Annotated in this window: 13 protein-coding genes; 1 reads left to right on the top strand and 12 read right to left on the bottom strand. The window is 44.1% G+C overall.

The window, feature by feature from the left end; translation table 11 throughout:
* Nucleotides 1-13: 13 nt before the first annotated feature.
* The 11 genes from MHH56_RS30530 to MHH56_RS30580 form a co-directional block, all read right to left on the bottom strand.
* Nucleotides 14-967 carry a hypothetical protein gene (locus tag MHH56_RS30530; protein WP_339205318.1) on the bottom strand — a complete coding sequence of 318 codons (954 nt, stop codon included), beginning with the start codon at nucleotides 965-967 and terminating at the stop codon, nucleotides 14-16.
* 825 nt (nucleotides 968-1,792) lie between these two features.
* Nucleotides 1,793-2,908, bottom strand: a complete 1,116-nt coding sequence (locus MHH56_RS30535; protein ID WP_339205319.1) for a glycoside hydrolase family 88 protein — start codon at nucleotides 2,906-2,908, stop codon at nucleotides 1,793-1,795.
* Nucleotides 2,909-2,917: 9 nt separating this feature from the next.
* The gene (locus tag MHH56_RS30540; protein ID WP_339205320.1) at nucleotides 2,918-4,768 is read right to left on the bottom strand and encodes a DUF2264 domain-containing protein; all 1,851 of its coding nucleotides are present in this window, start codon (nucleotides 4,766-4,768) and stop codon (nucleotides 2,918-2,920) included.
* A 16-nt stretch (nucleotides 4,769-4,784) separates the two neighbouring features.
* Nucleotides 4,785-6,389 (bottom strand): helix-turn-helix domain-containing protein, encoded by a 1,605-nt coding sequence (locus MHH56_RS30545; protein ID WP_339205321.1) that lies wholly within the window; start codon nucleotides 6,387-6,389, stop codon nucleotides 4,785-4,787.
* Nucleotides 6,364-8,142: a histidine kinase gene (locus tag MHH56_RS30550; RefSeq protein ID WP_339205322.1), complete on the bottom strand. Its 1,779-nt coding sequence runs from the start codon at nucleotides 8,140-8,142 to the stop codon at nucleotides 6,364-6,366. Before MHH56_RS30550 ends, MHH56_RS30545 begins: the two co-directional genes overlap by 26 nt.
* A 137-nt stretch (nucleotides 8,143-8,279) precedes the next feature.
* Nucleotides 8,280-9,638 (bottom strand): extracellular solute-binding protein, encoded by a 1,359-nt coding sequence (locus tag MHH56_RS30555; protein ID WP_076266158.1) that lies wholly within the window; start codon nucleotides 9,636-9,638, stop codon nucleotides 8,280-8,282.
* A gap of 121 nt (nucleotides 9,639-9,759) precedes the next feature.
* Nucleotides 9,760-10,584: a carbohydrate ABC transporter permease gene (locus tag MHH56_RS30560; protein ID WP_339205323.1), complete on the bottom strand. Its 825-nt coding sequence runs from the start codon at nucleotides 10,582-10,584 to the stop codon at nucleotides 9,760-9,762.
* Between the two features lie 21 nt (nucleotides 10,585-10,605).
* Nucleotides 10,606-11,514 carry a sugar ABC transporter permease gene (locus MHH56_RS30565; protein ID WP_339205324.1) on the bottom strand — a complete coding sequence of 303 codons (909 nt, stop codon included), beginning with the start codon at nucleotides 11,512-11,514 and terminating at the stop codon, nucleotides 10,606-10,608.
* 240 nt (nucleotides 11,515-11,754) lie between these two features.
* The gene (gene uvrA, locus MHH56_RS30570; RefSeq protein ID WP_339205325.1) at nucleotides 11,755-14,637 is read right to left on the bottom strand and encodes an excinuclease ABC subunit UvrA; all 2,883 of its coding nucleotides are present in this window, start codon (nucleotides 14,635-14,637) and stop codon (nucleotides 11,755-11,757) included.
* Nucleotides 14,638-14,656: 19 nt separating this feature from the next.
* Entirely contained in the window at nucleotides 14,657-16,657 is a 2,001-nt protein-coding gene (gene uvrB / locus MHH56_RS30575; protein WP_339205326.1) for an excinuclease ABC subunit UvrB, read from the bottom strand.
* A gap of 224 nt (nucleotides 16,658-16,881) precedes the next feature.
* Nucleotides 16,882-18,042, bottom strand: coding sequence for a response regulator (locus MHH56_RS30580; RefSeq protein WP_339205327.1), 1,161 nt, complete (start codon nucleotides 18,040-18,042; stop codon nucleotides 16,882-16,884).
* 444 nt (nucleotides 18,043-18,486) lie between these two features.
* Between MHH56_RS30580 and MHH56_RS30585 the strand changes: the two genes are divergently transcribed.
* Nucleotides 18,487-23,652: a SpaA isopeptide-forming pilin-related protein gene (locus MHH56_RS30585; RefSeq protein WP_339205328.1), complete on the top strand. Its 5,166-nt coding sequence runs from the start codon at nucleotides 18,487-18,489 to the stop codon at nucleotides 23,650-23,652.
* A gap of 84 nt (nucleotides 23,653-23,736) precedes the next feature.
* Here the strand turns inward: MHH56_RS30585 and MHH56_RS30590 are convergent, their stop codons facing one another.
* Nucleotides 23,737-25,032, bottom strand: coding sequence for a PDZ domain-containing protein (locus tag MHH56_RS30590; RefSeq protein WP_339205329.1), 1,296 nt, complete (start codon nucleotides 25,030-25,032; stop codon nucleotides 23,737-23,739).
* Between the last annotated feature and the right edge of the window lie 31 nt (nucleotides 25,033-25,063).

Below are 25,063 nucleotides of genomic sequence, written 5' to 3' on the forward strand. Positions count from 1 at the left end.
ATTTTTGATAGACTTACGACATAAACGTTATTTTAGGAAACACCTCCTTATTAAATTCAATCTTCGTCTGTTTCAAACGCTTGCTCACTTCTTCTTCTAGCCGCTCCTGCACATACAGTTGAATGACGGCGTTCTTAACATCCTCATACTTTTCCATGCCTTTATCTCGCTTTGCTAGAAGCCTATACCTATACATTCCCTCGCCTGATTGATCGATATCGCTATACTCGCCTTCCGAGAGGCCAAGAAATAGGGTGTAAAGATTTTGCGATAGTGTATCCTCTTTGGAGGTTTCCGCCAGATTAAGTGTCAGTTCCTCCTTCATACCCGCTTTGCTATCCAAGGAAATTTTCTCGTAATCGAATTCATACCCTTTGTGAAAATACTGCTGCTTCACCCTGTCATAATAAAGTTTAAGCTCTTGGTCGGGCAGCGTACTTTGCGCTTCTTTCGCCCATTTATCGATGAGCTTCTGAACGTTCATGCTTTGATAATAGGAGTAGTACTCTGCTTTCCCATACTTCTTGGGGCCGTAAATAGGCTGATTGTTAGCTGCTTTTTTTGCTCTATCCTTATTTTCTTGATCATAGCTCTTCAAGAACGCTTCGTAAGAAATGTCACTGAGGATACCATTCTCCTTCAAAATAATTTGCTCCATTTTCACCTTCACAAGCTCATCCATAGCTTTTTGCTTTGCATACTCCAGCGGGTTTTCACCGTTGAAAGAAGCTGTCCAAAAATCTTTGTCATAATCGGCATTGTAGGTTCGCTTGAAATAACTTGTCGTTAAAGCCTTGTTGCTTTGTAAAAAAGCTTGAAATTCACTCTCTGATACATCGTAATTATCGATAGTAAACGCAGTCTTATCCGCAGGGTTTAGAGCAGGCATGTTACCAAGCGATAATGCTCCTGCAATAATTACAATAATCATGCTGCATGCGACGAATAACAGCTTTTTTCCTTTCACGTTGTCCTTGCCTCCTCCTCTATGTAAGCACTTACAATTAAACTTTGTACTATTATAGACAGAAACCAAACTTCGCTATAATGAACAGATTTGACTGATATCGTATAATTTTTACCTATTGTTAAAAATGCAGCTAAACCTCTTTGTCAATGCATCAACATAACCAATCCATTTCCGCCCCTCCATAAAAAAGGAGCTGTCCCAAAAGAGATTAACTCGCTGTAGAGATAGCTCGATACGATAATTGAAAAGATGGCGTTACCGAGATTTATTCCTATGACGCCATTTTTCTTTTTTTGGTCTGTTGATGCTCGATTAAGCAAACGGTGGGCAAGCGAATTTTGGAGTATAGTTGAGGCTGGAGATGAAGCAATAAGCACACAAAGGTTCTTACAGCGTGTGAAATGGCTAGGGGTGCTGTCAATAAGCACATATATGCGCTTATTGCGGTGCTGAGGCGTCTGATCGAGGTGGGAATTGGGGCTGTAAGCACACATAGGTTCTTACAGCGTGTGAAATGGCTAGGCTTGCTGTCTGTAAGCACATATATGTGCTTATTGCGGTGCTGAGGCGTCTGATCGAGGTAGGAATTGGAGCTGTAAACACAAATAGCTTCTTACAGCGTGTGAAATGGCTAGGGGTGCTGTCTGTAAGCACATATATGCGCTTATAGAGTTGCGGCGGCGTCTGATCGAGGCGGGAAATGAAACAATAAACACGTATATGTTCTTACAGCGAGTAAATCGACTAGATTTGTTGGAGGGTGCCCCTGAAGCTTAACGCTTTTGGGACAACCTCTTATTTATCAATATATGAATGGAACTTCTACCAATACCCTTTAATGCCTTTATTCATGCGGATTAACGCTTCTAAATAATAATAATCGCCCCAAATCATATAATCATCCGGCGCACGATCACCCCGCACATGATAAGAGCCATGCTTCAGCAGCCCCTCCGCATTCGGAAGATCTGTTGTTGCATAATGCTGGACTAATGAATTCATGCTGCTATGAATGGCCTTCTCGAATATAGCAAGGTCAGCATCCTCTTCAGCAAGCAGCTCCATCAGCTCCAACATGCCGCAAACGGCAATAGCTGATGCTGAGCTGTCACGAGGCGTATCCCATTCCATCGGTACATCAAAATCCCAATAAGCAACATGATCCTCGGGCAAATGCTCGATGAAGTAATGAGCCAGCCGTTTGGACGTCTCCAAAAAAGCGGCATCCTTTGTATAGCGATATGCGAGTGCAAATCCATAAATGCCCCAAGCTTGCCCTCTTGTCCAAGTCGAGCCATCCTCATAACCTTGATGAGTCCCGCCTCGAAGCGCATGACCTGTCTTAGGATCGAAATAAAACGTATGATACGATGATCGGTCGCCACGAACCAAAAATTTTTGACTGGCACAAGCATGTTTGTAGGCAATATCATAATATTTTTGTTCGCCGGTCTGTTCATAAGCCCAGAACAACAGTGGAAGATTCATTAAACAATCAATGATCATTCGTCCCCCGTTTTCCGGGTCATCCTCTTTGCCCCAGGCTTGAATGATCCCTATCCTCGGCCGCCAGCGTGAATAGAGCCTTTCAGCAGCTTCAAGCGCCACCATCCGGGCCTCTTCACTTCCTGTCACTCGCCACTCTGCAACGGCTGACAACGAATATAGGAAACCAATATCATGATGATCGAGCGCCACATGGCGATCAAGCCGGTCTTTAAAGTTCGGCAAAAAGGACTCCGCTGCTTCCTTATAGAAAACATCTTCACTAGATTCATAGGCAAGCCACATCATGCCAATATAAAAGCCTTCGATCCAGTCATCATTCTCTCCCCACTCATAACGCTGCCCCTCCGAAATATGCGGCAGCTTGCCTGGATGTTTACCTATATTTTGCTTCACTTTAACTATCGCATCGTCAATTGCTGTTTGCCACATCACTATTTATCACCTCAGAAGAATGTCATTATGAAGTATATTTCCGATGATTACTTTCCCCGAGCTGTCCCGCTCAACAGTAGGAGGGTTTAACCACTCCAGCTCGTTCTCTTTGCTGTTCGTCGCACCAAAGACAGCGGATATGAGTATATGCTCACCTTGTGTCAAACGAGCGGTTAGCGTCGGTATCATCGTTCGAGGCTTAAGCACATTCGTATTCGCCTCTGGATAAACCATCATCGCTTGCTCGAAGCCGGAAATGTTAATCATTCCACTCATTCCGTCTGACATTTTTGCAAGCACACCTCCGGTTACCGTTAGGACAACTGCTTGATCCTTTGCGTCACCTGCTAACGTCTGAACCGCAAATCCGCCCTCGGCGACATCAAGCTCGCGCCCCGCCTTGATTCGATGTACACGAACATGCCACAAGCCCGCCGGGATAATCCATGTCTGTACCTCCACATTTGGCCATGGCAGCCAGCGGGAGTAGACCGATTTCTCCTGAATTCGGAATTCCTCACAAAATCGCCGGACACGGTAATGCTCATCGCATTCACTTAGCGCAAGCGTCGAATCATATGCCCCCTGCGTAAGCCCGTAGTAACCTTTTGGCACGCTGAAGCCGAATAAAGTCGAGTAGGCGAATTTCGAATATTTTGCCGCGCTATGCGACATATCGAAGTTAGCCATTTGACCTGAGCCATAGGCAATGACATGCTTATGGCCTTCCGGACGGCTAATGGTCATACGTGCATGCGGCTGAGCGACAAGCGGCTTAAGCTCAGGCAATGCCTCTTCCTCTGCCTGCCAGAAGGGATGCTCATCCGGCAAAGCTAAAATAAGAAATGCTTTATACGACCAATAAGGAGATCCTGGCGCATTATAGCCTTCGCCCATCAGTAAATTCGGATAAGCATATCCGATACTTAGCAAGCCATCAGGTGTAAAGATCGGCTGTGAGAACCACCAACGCAAATGGCGCATAATAATGCCTTTCATCACTCCCATGGAGTAAGGCAGCACATCCGCAAAAACTAACGCACTCCAGAAAGAAACTTGTGCAAAACGATACGTGAGGCTGCGCCCGAATGGGATGCTGCTTCCATCCTCCGCGAACCAATGTATGAAATCCTGAGCGAATAGACTTGCACGCTCACGGTAACGCGCAGCCCGCTCCGCATCCTCTTTCTCCATCAGCTTGGCATAGAGGAGTCCATAATAATGCATGGCGAACGGAATATAATAGTCCCGCTGATCCGTCTTCCCATCCGAATACCAGCCGTCGCTTAAGTAATAGGAATCAATAGTATCCAGGTAGTTGTCCATTATGTCTTGATCGTGCGGCAAACCTACTTTTTGGAAGCCCACATTCACTAGTACCGTAAACATCAGCCAGTTATTCGGATTGGAACGATCAACGAGATTTATTTGATTAAGCCAGCGGTATACATTGTCTTTTTGCTTGTCTGTTAGCGGTTCCCATATTTTATGGGGAGCAAGCGCGAGTCCCAAGCCAAGAATAGATTGCTCTACCATTCTCTGGTCTTTCGTTTCGAAACGACCCCAATACTCCTCATGATCCGGATCGGTTCCGTGAATGATGCCCTGTACATACATCGGCCACAGCTCCGATTCTCCCCCGCCGCAGGCATGCGGAACGAGTCCCCATAATGGACGCGCAAAAGCTTCCATCAAGGCAATAGCCTCACTATGAATCGCTCCTGTCGCACCGAGATCCAAACCAGCGCATCCGGGAGTGAAGCGCTCCTTCAACGGTTCAAAGGCCTCGCTAACCGCTTGCTGCAAATCTGCTTTCGATTGTAATCTCACCTGATCTAAAACTCTCGTTGCTGCCATAAAAACTCTCTCCGTTTCACTCAAAATGACCTTTGCTCCAAACCGAATATTCGCTAGGTCTCATGCCCATCTCACGTTTGAACAACTTAATGAAATAGCTTTTGTTGGCATAACCCAAATAATCGGAAATCTCTTCAACACTTTTGCTGGATTGCTGGAGAAGCTCCTTCGCTTTCTGAAGCTTGACCATATTGACGTACTCGATGAAATTTTGATTTGTCTCTTTTTTAAACAAGCGGCTAAAATAACTGGAATTCAAGTTCAAATGGTTAGCCATATCCTCCAGCGTCATTTTCTCCGTTACATGCGACACGACAAATTGCTGTGCCTTGATTACTTCCGTACGTTTAGAGCTGATCGCATATATACTTAACCTTCTGGATAGCTCATTCAAATGCTGGATCATCCATTCTTCCAAATGATCTAATGTCTCAATCGCATTCACCGCGTCATACAGCTTCTCTTCCGATAAGAATGGGTGATACTGCAGTGTAACTTTTGTTTTCATTTGCAGGTCCATAAGCAGCTGCAGCACTAATTCCTTTACGTTGCTCGGATGAAACCTTCTTGATCGAACCTCATGCGTCCACTCCACAATCGTTTTCCGCAGCTCGTCTGGTTCATTTAAAGCGATGCTTTGATTGATGCTCGCAAACAATTGAGAATACTCCGTATACATATCATCTTTGGAGAATGACACCACTCCGAAATTGTGTACTGCCGATTCTTTGAGATAAAAGCAATGCTCCGGCTCTTTCAGCATCGGAAGCAGGACCCCTTGCATTTCTTTCGGCCCTCTCGTTTCTCTTCCTTGTATACAGGAGACGGATATTTTTAAATACTTGTAGATCACGGCAATAGCTTCCTGCATCGCATAATAAATCTCTTGCTGCTCTTTGGCTGGATCATTGCTGCCGTACAAAATAACTAACTGCTTATTGCTATAACGAAAGGTCACCCAACGTGAAGCATCCAATAAGTCGTGCAAGACGTTTTCAACGGAGAACGCAATCGTATAATCATTCAACTTCCTGTTGCTTGCAACGGTCGACATGCGATCAATAATAACGACTAGTGGAATATAGCTTTTGGCATCGAGTGAAATACCGTTCGTCCGAGCTTGCTCCAACCATGCTTCCTTTGTCCAATAGGATTGAAACAAGGTGTCTTTCAAAAACTTTTCTTTAAACGCGGATTGATTCTTTTGCTTGTACAACACCATATCCGTCGCTTTTTTGTTCTCTAATTGCAAATCGGTCACGATATTTTTCAATATGGCTTGTAGTTGCTCGACATCCAAGCTTTCTTTCAAAATATAATCTTTCACATTCAATTTCAGCGCTTGCTGTGCATATTTAAATTCATTGTGGCAGGACAGAACAACGGCTCTGCCTTTTGGATTAATTTCACAAAACTTCTCAAGCATCTCAAGCCCGCTCATTTTTGGCATGCCAATATCGGTTAGTATAATATCGGGCGGACTCTGGCATGCTGCCTCCCAAGCCTCAAGACCGTTTGAATAACAGCCGATCAAATTGATATCAAGTTCATGCCACAAAACAGTTTGAGAGAGATAACGTACTACCGGATAATCATCATCCACTAGAATTGCCGTCAACATGCTGCGCACCTGCTCTCTTACACTCGAATGGGAATATTAATGTTATCTTCGTTCCGACACCTGACTCGCTTTCAATTGTGGTTTTGACATACTCTCCATAAACGAGCCGCAACCTCTGAAACACATTTTTTACGCCGATGCCCGAAAAGCTTTTATTTTCGCTTTCCTGCGGGTCGCGTATATCCTCACTTTTCACTTGAAGCTCTTTCAGCTTATCTTTAGTCATTCCAATTCCGTTATCTCGCACCACAATTCGAAGCAGCTCACGTCCATTGTCATGCTCTTTGTTCGCATCGATAAATATTTCACCGTCAAATTGTTCGAATCCATGAATGATCGCATTCTCTATTAACGGTTGAATCATGAATCGCGGAACCAATGCTTGCTCGCAGCCAGCCTCAAATTTATAAGCGACTCTTACCTGATTGGCATGTCGGAAATTCATAAGCTTCACATAATGGAGCACGGTGTCTCCCTCTTCATCCAGAGGAATAAACTCATTATCCCGATTAATCGTCATTCGCAATAAAGAGGAAAGCGATTTGATTAATTCCGCATTCTCCTGATCCCCTTGAATCAATATATTGAGCCTTATCGAATTGAGCAGGTTAAACATAAAATGCGGATTAATTTGAGCCTGAAGCATTTCAAGCTCCGCTTTTCGTTTTTTTGCCTGTTCTAATGTAATTTGCTCAAACATCTCTTGAATGCGATCCAGCATAAAATCTATCGTCTTCGCTAAATGGCCAACTTCATTATGCCCGCGTATATTATTGCGCTCGTCGAGCTGGCCACGTCCAATTTTCGTAACAAACACGCTTAAATCACGAATAGGCTTCGTTAATGCAGATATTCGGATCGTCAACAGCACAAAAAATAACGAGAAGAACAAGGCTTGAACGATGAAGCTAACGAACAACACCTGTTTGTTCTTATCAATGGCTGCGGACATTGGAATAAGGCTAACGACTCGCCAATCGTTGCTCTCTAATTTTTGCTCGACATAAACATATTTTTTTCTTTCGATTTCGATCGTTCGGCCCATCCCCTCCGGCTTCCACCAAAGCAGCTTTTCTCCTATTTTGGATGGGTTCGCTTGCGAGATCACGACGCCGTTTGAGTCTAACAAAAACATTTCCTGATTTTCGTTTGTTGTAAGATAGGGGCGTATTAAGCGCTCATTTATATTAACGATCATATAGCCAATTGGAATACTTGCCGTCTTCTTGATCGGTCTTCCCATCGTTACGTAATTTGTCGTCATCTTTTCTGTTTGAATTTGTTCGCCAAGCCAATAGGTAGAAAATATCGGCAGCTCATTTAATTGATGAAACCATTTTCTCTCATACCACAATCTCGGGTTCAAATCACTGTGTGAATAGTTTGTATAAAAGGGTTCCTTCACCCCTAAAATCGTAACTTGAAAATCATTTTTTTGAATAAAAAGATCATCCAAAATTCGTGACAGCTTACTGAAATTAACCGCATATTCCTGCTTTTGCTTCTGCAGCGCTAATTCAGCTTTGTTGACCATTAGCATTTGACGTATTTCAGCGTTCATTAACACAAAATTCGATAAATTCAATGTCTGCTCAAACACGCTGTTAATTTCTGATTTAGCAACCTTGAGCGAGTCTTCCGCATTCATGACCACTTTGTCCAAAATAATATCTTTCGTTAAATAGTTGGTGACGAGGTAAATAACAGCAAGCGGAATGACAAAACAAATCAATGCTGACCAAACTAATTTCATCCGTAATGAATCTTGTCGAATTAACACAAGTGCAGGCCTCATATCTGAATAGAATAGGGACAGAAATTGATGCTCTTTCTGTCCCAAAACATTGTAAGCCCTTTAATACGAAAGATCAATTTCAATCAAACTCGTCATTAATTTCCGTTATTCTTAACAACCTCTGCGATATTTTTATCAATGTTCGCAATCGTTGTATCCACGTCTTGTTTGCCTAAGATATACAATTCCGCTTCTGGAATAACTGTATTTTTAGCTTCATCTGCATATTTGGCAGGTACTGGCGCATTTCCTGGAACCGTAGTGCTCATCGTATATTTCAATGACTCAACATCGATTTTTGAAGGATCTTTTGCAGCCGCCACAATGGTATCGATAAGCTTGCTGGAATCAGACTTCGCCCAGCCGGAGAATACACGGCCGCTGACAGCAAGGCCTTCAGAGGTATACCATCTTACAAAGGTATAAGCCGCTTCTTTATTTTTCGATTTCGCTGCTACTCCCATATAAGTCGGTTGTACTGGGGAATAATGTTTGCTTTCGCCATCCAATTTCGGAAGCGGTGCGAATGCAGTTACGAAATTAGCTGGAATGGCATCCGTACCTCCGGACTCAGCTACCATCCAGTCACCCATCGGCAGCATTGCAGCTAGACCGTTGAAATATTGGTTGCGGTAAGCAAGCTTTTGCGAAATAATATCCTCGTACATATTAGCGCTCTTGTCTTCGTACATCATTTTTTTCATCATTTCCAAGTTTGCTTTAAGCACAGGGTCCGTCGCATTGGATGTGCCGTCCGCTTTCAGGAATGTATTTTCCGAAGGCTTGCTCATCATTTGCAGTTGGAAGTAATCCGGCCAGTTATGCAAATAAGCTCCGTAACGTTTCGTTGTTCCTTCGCCCTTCGTTAGTTTTTGCGCATATTCCATAAACTCTTTCCAAGTCCAGTCCGTTGGAACGGGCAATCCAGCCTCGTCGAGCATTTCTTTATTTAGTAGCACGAACCAACGCTGCATGGAGGAAGGCAGAGCGTAAATTTTATCGTTTACCTTCGTGTCTACCAGGTACTCGTCTTCATATTTATAGCCATCCTTTTCGATATAGCTATCCAAAGGCTCCAGCAATCCAATATCGGCGCGCTGTGAATAGTTCGTGTAAGGCAATTCGATAATATCAAGCTGATCATTGGATGCAGCCATTAGATCCAGCTTTTGCATGGAAGCAATGGAATCACCTTTTTCATTCAAGAGGTCAAGTTCTACCTTAATATTCGGATGTTTTTCTTCAAAAGCCGAAATAACCTCCGTCCACTTTGCCTTGCCGTCCGTTTGCCACGTGCTTAGCTTCAGTGTTACTTGCTCTGCTGCTGGCTCTTTTGGAGCATTAGTCGCGTTTGTCGCGCCGCCAGCATTTGAATTTCCACCATTATTGCCCCCGGAACAAGCCGATGCGAATACTGCTAACCCCAATAACATCATCGATAATCTCTTTTTCATCGTAACCCTCCTAATATTTATAACACGACTAGTTATGAAAACGTCTACAAACAAATCCTACCACGTTCATTTCTGATTCGAAGTTCCCATATTTTACTGAAGAGAAACTATTTTGACTTTGTTACCCTTTTACACCACCAAGAGAAATGCCTTCGATAACCTGTTTTTGACCAATCGCAAAAATAATGAGCAAAGGAACGATCGCCGATACAGCGCCAGCCATCATAAGGGAGTAGATATCACCATATTGGTCTCCAAAAAGCCTAATGCCCAGCTGAATCGTAAATAGATCCTTCGACTTCAAAAAGATAAGCGGATACTGGTAATCATTCCATGTCCATATAAATCGCAGAATCGCGTAGGTCGCTAGACCCGGACGAATGAGCGGCAGCGCAATTTGAAAAAAGGAACGAAAATGGCCTGCACCATCCATACGCGCCGATTCCATATATTCATTATTTACGCCCATAAAAAATTGTCTGAGCATAAACGCTCCAATAATACTAAAGCTGTTAATAAGAATAAGACCAATATGCGTATCGATGAGGTTCAACCAGTTGAACAATAAAAATTGCGGTACCAACGACGCTTGTGGCGGCACCATATATAAGGCAAGAACAAGAAGGAACATCGTGTCTCTGCCTCGGAAACGCAGTTTAGAGAAACCGAACGCTGCCAGCGCACACACGAATACATTAATCACGGTTGTCGTTAAAGTAATGTATATGGAGTTCGTGTAATACCGGAGAAACCCTCCTGTCCACACTTGTTTGTAATTTTCGATCAGATGCCACTTCGTTGGAATCCATTCAATTGGAAAGTTGAATACATCTGCTTCCGGTTTGAATGAGGTGGTCAGCATCCACAAGAATGGGAGCAGCGACATCATGCCGAAGGCTGCCATAATAATTGTCCATACGATTTTGGACACATTCACATTTTTCATTGCCAATTCCTCCTTCCTGAATTAATAGTTCACCCATTTTTTTTGTGCGAGCATTTGCAAGCCCGTTATAGCTAGGCAAATGACAAAAAGTACGAGAGCCATACTCGATGCGTAGCCTGTTTTCAATTGATTGAATGCTGTGTCATATAATTCATATACGATAACGGTCGTTGAGTTGGCGGGACCGCCCTGTGTTAACACTTGAATCAAATCGAAAATTTTGAAAGTACCAATAATACCAGTTACGAGCAGGAAGAACGTAGTTGGCGATATGCAAGGCACCGTAATTTTACGGAATTTAGTCCAAGTATTCGCGCCGTCAATGTCAGCTGCTTCATAAAGATCTTTCGGTATGCCCTGCAAGCCAGCTATGAAAATAATAATGTTATAGCCGAGCAGAATCCAAATTTGAATCATCATCAACGATGGCATCGCATAGTCGATATCGGCCAGCCACTTTGGTGGATTCTCGAATCCGATTGAAATTAAGAAATTGTTTACCGGTCCATACGAAGGATGGAAGAGCACCTGCCATACCATAGCTACAGCAACAACACTAGAAATGTACGGTAAAAAGTAAACCACTTTAAACATATCCTTCAAGTACACATGCTTATCAATAATGATCGACAGCACCAATGCCAGTATGATCGTAATGGGCACCGTAATAATGAAGATGAGATTGTTTATTAAACTTTTCATAAAAACAGAGTCATTAAACAGCCGTTCAAAATTATCAAAACCTACAAATTTTATTGCATCAATTCCCGCAACAAAATTCCAACTCGTAAAGCTAAGCAGCAGTGATCCTAATACAGGAATCAATGTAAGTACAACGAGTCCGATCATTAAAGGAGCAACGAATAAATAGCCTGCAATTTGCTCCCTTGCTCCCATACTGAGCTGGACTAACGTTTTTTTCTGTCTCATGAAGCTCCTCCTTCAAACTTTGTTTATATGCTTCATTTTAGAAAAAAAACGGGAGGCTCATAAGAATTAGATCTTTGTATTTTGGAACATATTTTACTTTTTATCTGTTCACACGTTTTTTACAGTAGAAATACTATCCTTTATTCTTAATCGTAGTTTCATTTTATTTAGGTTGAAAATATGCAAAAAAAGAGGGAGCAAACTGAGTAAATACTCAGCTTGCTCCCTCTTTTCACTTCATTATTCGGCTGCCGCAGCAACCTTTAGATTCTCTTTATGACGCGCTGTTGTACGTTCGCGATCACGCTCAAGAATTGGTTTTAAATATTTACCCGTATACGATTGCTCAACTTTGATAACCTGTTCCGGCGTGCCTGTTGCCACAATCATACCGCCGCCATTGCCGCCTTCTGGACCTAGATCTATCAAATAATCCGCCGTCTTAATGACGTCCAAATTATGCTCAATAACGAGTACGGATTCACCTGAATCAACCAAGCGGTGAAGAACGGTCAACAATCTGTCGATGTCATGTACGTGCAAGCCCGTTGTTGGTTCATCCAAAATGTAAAGCGTCTTGCCCGTGGAACGACGATAAAGCTCAGCAGCCAGCTTAACGCGCTGCGCTTCACCACCTGATAATGTGGTAGCTGGTTGACCCAGCTTCATATAACCAAGACCAACATCAAGCAGCGTCTGTACTTTCCGATGAATACGAGGAATGTTCTCGAAGAATGAACAGCCGTCCTCAATGGTCATTTCCAGCACTTCCGCAATATTTTTACCTTTGTATTTCACTTCCAGCGTCTCTCGATTATATCGTTTACCTTTGCAAATCTCACAAGGCACATAGACATCAGGAAGGAAGTGCATCTCAATTTTAATGATTCCATCTCCGCGACAGGCTTCACAGCGTCCGCCCTTCACATTGAAGCTGAATCTTCCCTTCTTGTAGCCGCGTACTTTCGATTCCGTCGTACTCGCATACAAATCACGGATATCATCAAATACCCCGGTATACGTAGCTGGATTAGATCTTGGCGTTCGGCCGATTGGCGATTGGTCAATATCGATGACCTTCTCCAAATGCTCGATGCCTCGCATTTCCTTGTACTGTCCAGGACGCGTCTTCGCTTTGTTCAAATCACGCGCTAACGTTTTGTACAAAATTTCATTAACGAAGGTCGACTTCCCTGAACCTGAAACACCGGTTACCGCTGAGAATACACCTAGTGGAATCTTCACATTTACGTTTCTTAAATTGTTTTCCTTCGCGCCACGAACCTCTAACCATTTGTCGCTCGTCTTGCGGCGCTCGGAAGGCACTTCAATAAACTTGCGTCCACTCAAATATTGGCCCGTCAATGAGTTTTCATTCGCCATCACTTCCTCTGGCGTACCTTCTGCAATGACCATGCCTCCGTGTATACCCGCTCCAGGCCCAATGTCGATAATATAGTCGGCTGCCAGCATCGTATCCTCGTCATGCTCAACGACGATGAGCGTATTTCCAAGGTTGCGCATATGCTCAAGCGTCTCAATTAAGCGATCATTATCTCTTTGGTGCAGCCCGATGCTTGGCTCGTCCAATATATAAAGGACGCCCATAAGACTTGAGCCGATTTGCGTTGCCAATCGAATACGCTGTGCTTCTCCGCCCGACAGTGTACCCGCTGCGCGGCTTAATGACAAATACTCTAATCCTACATTTACAAGGAAACCTAGTCGGCTGTTGATCTCTTTCAAGATCAAGTTTGCGATTGCTATTTCCTTCTGAGACAGTTTTAGCGAATCAAAATACCGCTGTGCATCTCCAATAGATAAGGAGGTGACTTGGGAAATGTGCTGCGCGTTGATCGTAACCGCTAATGTTTCCTTGCGAAGACGTTGTCCCTTACAGCCTGCACATGGCTTAGCGCTCATATAGTTCTCAATATGCTCGCGCATCATATCCGATGCGGTATCTCTATAACGCCGCTCAAGGTTATGAACGATGCCTTCGAATGGAACATAAGCCTCTTTGCGATGACCAAAATCGTTCTCATATAGGAATCGAACACGCTCTCCGCCTGTTCCATATAATATCTTCTTCATCTGCTCCGGCTCAAGCTCGGATACCGGAACATCCTGCGGTATGCCATAATGCACGCAAACCGCACTTAGAAACTGCGGATAATAATTTGACGTACTGCCCGCCCAAGCTAGGAAAGCAGCATCCGCAATCGACTTGCTCATATCAGGTACGAGCAAATCTGGATCAACGATCATTTTCATGCCTAAACCATCACAATCCGGGCATGCCCCGTAAGGACTATTGAACGAGAACATGCGCGGCTCCAGCTCTTCGATACTAAAACCGCATTCTGGACAAGCCAGATTTGAGCTGAATAGAAGCTCCTCCTGATCGATGATATCAACGAGCACGCGGCCCTCAGATATTTTCAGTGCAGTTTCGATTGAATCCGCCAGCCTCGTTTGAATATCTGATTTCACGACGATACGATCGACAACCACTTCAATGCTGTGCTTTTTATTTTTTTCCAGCTCAATCTTCTCGCTGAGCTCTCGCAATTCGCCATTCACGCGTACACGAACAAAACCTTGCTTCTGAATGTCAGCGAGCAGCTTGGTATGCTCGCCTTTGCGGCCTGAAATAAGCGGAGCCAAAATTTGCAGCTTCGTCTTCTCCGGGTATTCCATAATCCGGTCAACCATTTGCTCAACGGTCTGCGACGTTATTTCGATCCCATGCTCTGGACAATGCGGCTTGCCGATACGGGCAAATAAGAGCCGCAAATAATCATAAATTTCAGTAACTGTTCCGACCGTAGAACGCGGATTGCGGCTTGTTGTCTTCTGATCAATAGATATAGCTGGTGATAGCCCATCAATAGAATCAACATCCGGCTTTTCCATTTGCCCAAGAAATTGGCGTGCATAAGCGGATAATGATTCAACGTAACGACGCTGTCCCTCTGCATAGATGGTATCGAATGCAAGGGAAGATTTACCGGAGCCACTTAACCCCGTCAGTACCACAAATTTGTCGCGCGGTATCGTGACGTCAATGTTTTTTAGATTATGGGCGCGAGCGCCCTTCACAACTATTTTATCGCTAGCCAATCGTTTCTCCTCCTACTTCTTAGCCCATCTCGGCACGCAGTTCAAGCAGTGCATCCCGCAGCTCTGCTGCACGTTCGAACTGCAAGTTTTTTGCTGCGTCTTTCATTTCCGCTTCCAGCCTTTGAACAAGCGCCAGACGGTCTTTCTTCGTCATTTTGTCCACGCCGGCACCGGTTAAGTAGTCGGCTTTCTGCTCAGCTACCTTCGTCGCTTCAATTACATCGTGAACCTTTTTCTTTATCGTTTGCGGCGTAACACCGTGTTTCTCGTTGTATGCAAGCTGAATTGTACGGCGGCGCTCTGTTTCTTTGATCGCGCGATCCATAGAATCGGTAATATTATCACCGTACATGATGACGCGCCCCTCACTGTTTCTCGCCGCACGTCCAATCGTTTGAATAAGCGCGCGATCCGAGCGAAGGAAACCTTCTTTGTCCGCATCGAGAATCGTAACGAGCGATACCTCAGGCAAATCGAGGCCCTCTCGAAGCAGGTTGATTCCAATGAGCACGTGGAAAACGCCGAGCCTAAGGTCACGCAATATGGCCAATCGCTCCAACGTCTTAATATCGGAATGGAGATATCTTACCTTAATGCCTATCTCCTTCATATAATCAGTTAAATCCTCTGACATCTTCTTCGTCAGCGTTGTAACAAGAACCCGTTCATCCTTCGCAATGCGATCCCGAATCTCGTTCAGCAAGTCATCGATTTGTCCCTTCGTTGGGCGGACATCAATAATCGGATCAATCAGCCCAGTAGGACGAATAATTTGTTCGATCATTTTGTCGGTGTGCTCTATCTCGTATGGACCTGGCGTTGCGGATACATAAACGAGCTGCTTGGCCTTCGCCTCGAACTCCTCGAAGCGCAGCGGCCTGTTATCCATCGCTGACGGAAGGCGGAAGCCATGATTAACGAGCATCTCTTTACGCGCCCGGTCACCATTGTACATCGCTCGAATCTGTGGTAGCGACACATGGGACTCATCAATAACAATAACCATATCATCAGGGAAATAATCAAGCAGCGTATAAGGCGTTGCCCCGCGCTCTCTAAAAGTGAGCGGCCCCGAATAGTTCTCAATGCCTGAGCAAAAGCCCATCTCCGCCATCATTTCCAAGTCATAGCGCGTCCGCTGCTCCAGCCGCTGTGCTTCGAGCAGCTTGCCTGCTTCGCGGAGCTCGGCGAGTCGTTCCTCCAGCTCCCTCTCAATATTGACGAGTGCTACCTTCATCGTCTCTTCTTGTGTAACGAAGTGAGAAGCAGGAAAAATGGCAATATGATCGCGTTCGCCAATGATTTCGCCGGTGAGCACATCAATCTCTGAAATGCGCTCAATCTCATCACCAAAGAGCTCTACACGAATAGCCCGCTCATTATTGGCGACTGGGAAGATCTCAACAATGTCGCCGCGAACACGGAACGTTCCGCGCGTAAAGCTGATATCGTTGCGCTGATATTGAATATCGACCAGCTTATGCAGAATCGCATCCCGCGACTTCTCCATCCCTACACGGAGCGAAAGCACGAGGCCGCCGTATTCCGTCGGAGATCCGAGACCGTAAATACAGGAAACGCTCGCTACGATGATCACATCACGGCGTTCAAACAAAGAGCTCGTCGCTGAATGTCGAAGCTTATCGATCTCATCGTTTATGCTGGAGTCCTTCTCTATAAAGGTATCGGTTGAAGGGATGTATGCTTCAGGCTGATAATAATCATAGTAGCTCACAAAATACTCTACTGCATTGTCAGGGAAAAAAGTTTTGAACTCACTGCACAGCTGTGCTGCCAGCGTCTTATTATGGGCAATTACAAGCGTTGGTCGGTTTAGCTCCTCGATCATGTTCGCGATTGTGTACGTCTTGCCTGTACCCGTTGCTCCCAGAAGCGTCTGATGTCTCTTTCCTGCATGAATACCTTCTATAAGCTGTTCGATTGCCTTTGGTTGATCGCCTTGCGGCGTATAATCCGATTTTAACTCAAACAGCCTTGTTTCTTTTGCGAGCTCACTCACGCCTATCATCCACCCCCATCATTCCGAAATATATGCTCTTATCATTATAGTCAAATATAGTCAATTCATTTCATCTGATATTTCAAAATAAGAATGTTTGTTCCCATCTATTATAACGTTATCCTTAAAGTCGCGCAACGTCGGAAAACAAAAAAAGAATACGTACAGCATAGTCAGTTATTCACCTGCGCTGAAGTATTCTCATTTATGCCGTTGTTCCTCTTTCATAAAAGCATTTCCTTGCCGTTTTTCTTCTCCTGCCATTGCTTGTACCACTCCGTCACCTGCAAAGGAACGGTAAGTCCCAGATCATTTTCTAGCGTTTGAAGAAGACGCTCATAGTGGAAAATCACCTTATCGTAAAAGCCCAGCTCATCATAAAGCCTCATCACGATCAGTCCCTCTTCCTCCTGGTAAGGATCCATCGTTTGTATTCTTTCATACAATTGCAATGCATCGCTTGTTCGATCGCCTTGCTCCAAATAATAAGCAGCTAACATCCTCGCCAAACTTAGCCATAGCTGACGCAAACGCTCTCGCTCATACTCCGCCCATAGATACCCATAGTCCTGTAAATAATCGCCCTCATATTCACCGAGCAGCCGAAATGCCTGATCCTGATCCTCAGAGATCGAACCGCTAAGCTTAACCATTCCTTGCTCCCACTGCTCCATATCTAGAACGACTTGTCCCATATCGAGAATATAACCTTCTTGAATACTGGAATTATGAATCGTTATGTCCATGTTCATTTTCTGAAGGCATTGCCTAATTTGATAGATAGCCGTGTATAGCTGTGTCATCGCACGCTTCATGTCCATCTCCGGAAAAAATAAATCGAGCAGTATCGACTTGTGTACAATTTGCCCGCGGTGATGCAGCAGATAACAAAAAAGCTCCTGGGCTTTAGCCGTACGCCATTTCGGCAGCTCTGGGAGCTGTCCATAGGAGGATTGAAAACGCAACGTTTTAAAACAATAAACGGTCTGCTCCTGCTTCTCGATTTCTTTCGACAACGGTTTTGTACTCCTGCGCTTCAATAAACGTTCGATTGTTATCTCCACGCGCGATTTCTGAAGCGGTTTTAACAGATAATCAACTGCATTCAGCTCAAATGCCTTTATTGCATACTCATCATGCGCCGTGACAAAAACAATATCTGTTTGCGGACATATTCCTTGAATAAGCTCGGCTGCTTGAATTCCAGATAATTCAGGCATATGGATATCTAGAAAAACAACATCAGGCTTCAGCTCGCTCGCCTGCTCCACTGCTTGCTTTGGATTTTGAAACACATCAATGCTCGTTATTTCCATCGATTGGCGGAGCACCCGCTCCAGTTGAACGAGAGCCAGTCTTTCATCATCGATTACAAGAACCCTCATTTTTCTACACTCCTATCACATTCACAATCATCCAATTTTGTTTACAATTAGAAATTTTCGTTAATCTATTTCATATCGGCTTTTTTCCCAAAATCATTCATGATTTTGTAAGTATATATGAGTAAAAAGACCTAACTTGTTCAGAAATTGTATAGTACTGTTCTATAGAATAAGAATTATGTTGGAATAGATCGTAATATGCCGAAATCGTGTACGGTTACCATGCATTTTTAACCAAAAATGCCATCAAGTACTCCTACCTCTCTGTCAGGTCGGCGCTTTTCTCGCAAAGCACCCTTATATACATAACTCTCCCAACTAACAGCAGGCCGATCACTACATGAAGCTCATTTTAATAGAGAAAGGAATGATGTTTTGCTGCTAGCTCCAAATAACTAGAAATAAATGAATACTCGAGCATTTTAAGATGGAGGATACCAAGAAATGAGAAAAAAGACAACTGCACTCATGATCGCTTTTTTGCTAATTTTTCAATACGTAAACTTTGCCGGTATTTTGAAGCCGGTAGAGGCAGCTGCTATTTCTACCAACCTTATTACCAAAATGCAGCTGACGGATAAAGAAAAGCCAAGTACAGTCATCGCATCAGTTTATAATTCAGTATACTATGTTAACCCTGATATTCGTGTAGAGCTTGGTCAGGTACTCACTTTAAATTACGATTGGGAGCTTCCTGCAGGTCATACTTATCAAAAAGACGATGTGTTTGAGTTCGAACTGCCCGCTCAATTTGAAATGTATAGCGGCGATCTTACAGAAAGACCGCTGCAAGGCGCTGATCCTAGCGTAGGAACATATAAGGTAACCGGAAAAACCGTTACGCTTAAGTTTAACGAAGAGATTAACGACGGCACACCTGTTTCTGGTTCCCTAAGCTTTTGGAACTATTTTACGAAACAAAGCGTCGGCAACCAAACAGAAGTACCTATTAAATTTAATATCGGAGATACCATCACCATTCCGATCGCACCTAAAGGTGTGACATCCCCAATCAGCAAAAAAGGAACACCGGACAAGAGCTTTAATGCTGAGAACATTACTTGGACAGTTGACGTGAACAAGGATCTCAAAAAAGTTAATGGAGCCGTTGTCACAGATACGATTCCTGCTGGTCTGACTTTCACGCCGGGCTCGCTCAAGGTTTACAAAATGACTTCAGACACCGATGGTGTCCTGTCTAATCCAATACTACAAAATGCGCCTACTGACTATCAAGTAACTGCACCCGTTTCACCTGATAATAAATTGCAGCTAGACTTAGGAAATATAAATTCGGTTTATCGCATTGTATTTGATACAGCAGTTACCGACATTACAAAAGCAAACTTCAAAAATACCGCTACATTAAAAGGCAGCAATATTACCGATGTTTCTGCTTCAGACACGATAACGAACAGCCGCGGCAAGCTGCTTGAGAAATCAGGTACATATAATGAAGCTGCTCAAGTCATCGATTGGACTATAAAATACAATTTTGGCGAAGATACGATAGCAAGCGCTGTTTTGACTGATTTGTTCGATAAAGGTCATGAGCTTGTACCAGGTTCCATTAAAGTATTCCCTGTGGCCGATCCGGTTGCTGGCACGTCAGGAACTGAAATACCGTCGACTGACTATACTCTGGACTATGATGTAAGCAGCCATCCCAAAAATCAAAACACCAAGAACGGTTTTAAGCTGTCCTTTAATAACCCCATCACTGGCGCTTATAAAATAACATACCAAACCAAGCCAGTTGGCAATTTGTATGACGATAAAGCAATTAAAAATACGGTTTATTCGGATAGTAAAGAATCCAATACGGTCACCGTAGATGTTAAGCAGCATTTTTTGCATAAAACAAATAGTAATGCTAACTACAAAGATAGAACGATAGACTGGAATGTTGAAATCAATAGAGACAAATATAATTTGTTTGGTCTGAAATTTGAAGATACTTTCGTCAGCGGCGGCTTAAAGCTTGTACCTGGCACCTTGGTCGTTAAGCAAAATGGTATTGTCGTGAATAGTCCGTTTTATACCATCACGTATGATCCAGCCGGTGCAACTGACACTACAAACGGTTTCAAAATTAGTTTTCCAGATGGCAATGCTACCTACACTATCACATATACAACAAAGTATGACTATACGGACGGATCCTATTTCTCTAATACAAACTTCTCTTTCAAAAATACGGGCAAACTGATCTGGAAAGAGACTGCTGTAGGATCAGAGAAAAATCAATCCGAAACGTCAACTTTTACGCCTAATAAGAACACACAGGATAATGGCTATAAGAATGGCAGCTATAATGCCACAGACAAAAAAATTACATGGAACATCGGCATTAACTACAATAGCAAAACAATTGCCAATGCCGTCGTAACAGATACGCTGGAATCGGTACAACAGCTCGTGGCTGGATCGATTGAAGTACGCAAGCTGACTGTGAACAGCAATGGCTCTACGACCCCTGGTGCACTCGTTGCTCCAACAGGCAATTACAGCGTTGTACTTCCAACGACCGCCAACAATAACCAATGGCAGATTGCATTTACTAATCCAATTAGTGAGCCTTACCTCATCACATTCAAAACGGATGTGGATGGAAAAGTGCTTGGAGCAACGGAAAAAACAATTAACAATCATGCTTATTTAAGCGGCACTGGTTATACAACGAAAGATCTTACTGCTTCCGTGACGATACCAAAAGCCGGTGAATATGTATTCAAAGAAGGTCAGCAAAACGATGACTCCGTCAATTGGACGATTTATATTAACCGCGGTCAGTCCACTGTTGACGAAGCAAAAATTTATGATGTGCCTAGCAAAAAACAAACGCTTGTCAAAGAATCATTTAAGCTCTATCTTACAAGCGTAAATAGCAACGGCAATGTAACCAAAACCGGTTCGGCTATTAGCCCTACAGATCCGGTTCATGGCTATAAACTAACTTTCAAGGAAAATACGGATTCAGCTATATCAAGTGATGAGACATTTGAGCTCAGCTTCAACAATGAAATATCCAAACCTTATATTCTTGAATACCAATCCATTATTGATGCTAAAGACAAAGAAACCATTTCAAATACGGTTACTTTCACTGGTGCTGGAGGTATTTCCAAGCCCGTTGACAATGCGACAGAGGTGAAAATAGCATTATCCGGCGGAGAAGGCACTGGCAGTATCTATAAAGGCGATTTAAAGGTAGTTAAAGTTGACAAAGATGATCCAACGCTCAAGCTGTCCGGCGCTGTTTTTGAACTAACTCGCAATTCGACCGGCGGTGTAATCGTACCATCTAAAAACGCTAATGGCGAGCTTGAATATAACGGCTTGCGTTACGGTAAATACACTTTGAAAGAGAAAAGTGCACCAGCTGGCTACGCAATTGATGGTACAGGCATCTACGAGGTAACGATCAATTCAACGACCGTTCCTGTCGTGAAGGAAATCAAAAACGCGAAGCTTTTAGGCAGCTTGGAAGTAACGAAAGTTGACTCCGCTAATGCAGCAACTGTTCTTGCTGGAGCGACGTTCGAGCTTTTCAATAGCGCTAATGTAAGCCAAGGTACACAAACAACTGCCGCAAACGGCAAAGCAACTTTCACCGGCCTTCCTTATGGCAGCTATGTACTGAAAGAAGTTTCAGCACCTGCCGGCTATAGCATCATCGGAAACGGTGAAGTGAATGTGACCATTAATGCTTCTGTTGTTACGAAACAAGTGGGAAATACAAAGCTATTTGGTACTCTGGAAGTCACTAAAGTAGACAGCGCAGATCCTGCAATCGTTCTTTCAGGAGCAACATTCGAGCTGTTCAACAGTGCCAATGTAAGCTTGGGCCAAAAGACGACAGACACTAGCGGCAAATTATCTTTTACTGGCCTTTCTTACGGCACTTATGTACTAAAAGAAGTCTCAGCTCCTGCAGACTACAAAATAATGGGCAGCGGCGAAGTGAATGTGACCATTAATGCAGCTGTAGTATCTGAAAAAGTGAAAAATGAAAAGCTAGAAGGCAGCCTTGAAGTAACCAAGGTAGACAATGATCATACGTCAACTGTTCTTGCCGGAGCTACGTTCGAGCTTTTCAATAGCGCGAATGTAAGCATGGGCAAACAAACGACGGATGCAAACGGAAAAGCAATATTCACGGCTCTTCCTTACGGCAGCTACGTGCTGAAGGAAATCTCCGCGCCTTATGGCTACAGCATCATCGGCAACGGTGAAGTAAATGTTACGATTAATGCGTCTACTGTATCAAAAGAAGTTAAAAATATTCAGCTGCTCGGAACCTTGGAATTAACGAAAGTAGACAACGATAATACTGCCGTTGTTCTTGCTGGAGCTACATTTGAGCTATTCAACAGCGCCAATGTCAGCCTAGGCAAGAAGACAACTGATTCCACCGGCAAACTATCTTTCACTGGTCTTCCTTATGGCAGCTACGTGCTGAAAGAAATCTCAGCACCTGTCAACTATGGCATCATCGGCAACGGTGAATTAAGCGTTGTGATTAATGCTCCTACGGTAACCAAAGAAGTGAAAAATGCTAAGCTGCTCGGAACCTTGGAAGTCACTAAAGTAGATAACGATAATACTACGGTCGTTCTTGCTGGAGCTACGTTTGAGCTATTCAACAGCGCTAATGTAAGCTTAGGTAAACAAACAACGTCTTCTAGCGGTAAAATATCGTTCACAGATCTTCCTTACGGCAGCTATGTGCTGAAGGAAATCTCAGCTCCATCAGGATACAGCATGATTGGTAATGGCGAAGTAAACGTAACGATCAATGCGCCTGCTGTATCAAAAGAGATCAAAAATACAAGAGATCCTCTTGGCAGACTGGAAGTAACCAAAGTAGATAGTGCGAATACAACAATCGTTCTTGCTGGCGCTACATTTGAATTGTATAGCACCTCTAATGTGAGCTATGGCAAACAAACGACGGCTGCAAATGGTAAAGTATCCTTCACTGGACTTCCTCTTGGAAGCTATGTATTGAAGGAAATCTCAGCACCTGCTGGTTACAGCATAATCGGCAGCGGCGAAGTAAGTGTCACCATTAATTCTATATCGGGTAATTCGGTCACGGTTAAAAACAACAAAGTAATTGTGCCAACACCGACGCCAACGATAGCGCCGACACCGACACCAAAACCAACAATAACGCCTAAGCCGACGACAACACCAGTTGCGACGCCTGCGCCGACTACTTCCACAGAAAAGGAAGTTACGGAAGTTGACAAGCCAGTTGAAGGTGAAGTGGAAGTCCCTGATGGCAGCGTGCCTGTTGGAGGCGTAAAGCCTGATCATGGTAAAGTTGTCATTACACCAGATGGCAAATGGGTTTACACTCCTGACCCTGGATTTAAAGGAAAAGATACATTCTCTATCATCGTTAAAGATAAAGATGGCAATGAAGAAGAAATCTTCTTTGAAATCGATGTAGAAGAACCGCCTCGCGGCGGAATCACAACACCAGACGTTCCTGTATTGCCTAAAACCGGCGAGAACAGCTACCTGCTCATGCAGCTGCTCGGACTAGCAATGATCGTTGTTGGTGTTTCGACAATTGTGGTCAAAAGAAGAACAAGACGCTAAGTGATTAAACAATGCAAAAAAGGTGAATCAGGAATATCCTGATTCACCTTTTTTTATTTCGAGCCTTTTTATTTCGAGCTATAACTAACTATCCATTCTCTCCGCCTGCGCATCGCGCCGATTAGAAGCATGATAGCTGCGCAGCAGCTGCAGCAAGGACGCTGGCCCAGCCGATGCATAATAGTTGGCTTGTTCATCGGGAGCTAGAATGACCCCGAGCTGATGGTGCTCACCAGCAAATCGCGCCCGTTGCGCAAATTTTAATTCGCCTTCAAGATTTAATACTTCCAGCTTACAAAATGCGGAGTTTTGAACAAGCGCTTCATAAAGGTCTTCTTTTGTCCGCACACGCACACCATTAACCTTGTGCAAAATCTCGCCTGTCAAAAGCCCCATTAATGCCGCTGGAGTGCCAGGCACGATTCCTAATATTCGCAGCCCGCGTGAGTCATGCACATATAATGGCGATAAAGCCGCTTCTCTCACCCGGCTTCTCCATATAATGGCCTCATGCAGCAGCAGTGAAACCAGTGCAGCAAGCGGCAGCAGCATAGGCTGCCACCAAGCCAGAATTGCTGCGCCAGCTAAGCATAGGCTGTACAGCAGCAGCCCTTTCGAGGCATGCTTCGCTTTTTCACGCGGCAATAAAGAACGTGTCATTTCCGTAAATCCGATAATCATAGGCAACGCTACGAACGACCAGCCTTGCGACCAATCTGCTCCAAATAATGGTGTCCACGGCAATGCCGTCATAGATGATCCGCTCGCCCCTGACGGTACCAGCATAAGCAGCGGAACTGGCCAAAAGCCCTGCAGCATATAGCCGCCAACGAGCTTTCCACGTTTACCCTCAAGAAATAATGGCGTCGATAATCGATCACCTTGCCAGCGAACAAGAACGGCTTCTGCAAGATGAAGCAGCGCAACGAGCACAAGCAAACCAGCAGCATCAATTCCTGCAAGGGAGACAGCCAATGACCCGAGCCAATCCGTTCGCTCCGTAAGCGTTGTCCACCCGATCAGCCACTGAAGAAGAGTAATGACTCCTGCACTGTACGCAAAACATAAGTATCTAATTCGAATCAGCATTAAGATAGCCGCAACTGCCCAAAGCCAAAGTACAGCTTCTCCTGTCAACGATACGCCAACGAATGCTCCTGCAATGGAAACCGCTACACCAATCAAAAGACCCGTTAACATCGCCTTAAGAACCAAGCTTGGCCAATGATGCAGCTTTACTGCAAACATCTGCCTCTCCACTCGTATTTGCCTTGTATACTGTAAAATGATGAATAACACCGCAATATAATAAAATGGCTGTGCAACTAATTGGACAGCCGCTTGCCCGAGCATTTCCAATAACTCGATCGCCGTTTCCAAAGCTAACACTCCTTCGCTCGTTCCCCATATC

This window comes from Paenibacillus sp. FSL K6-3182, from assembly GCF_037976325.1.
Taxonomy (GTDB): Bacteria; Bacillota; Bacilli; order Paenibacillales; family Paenibacillaceae; genus Pristimantibacillus.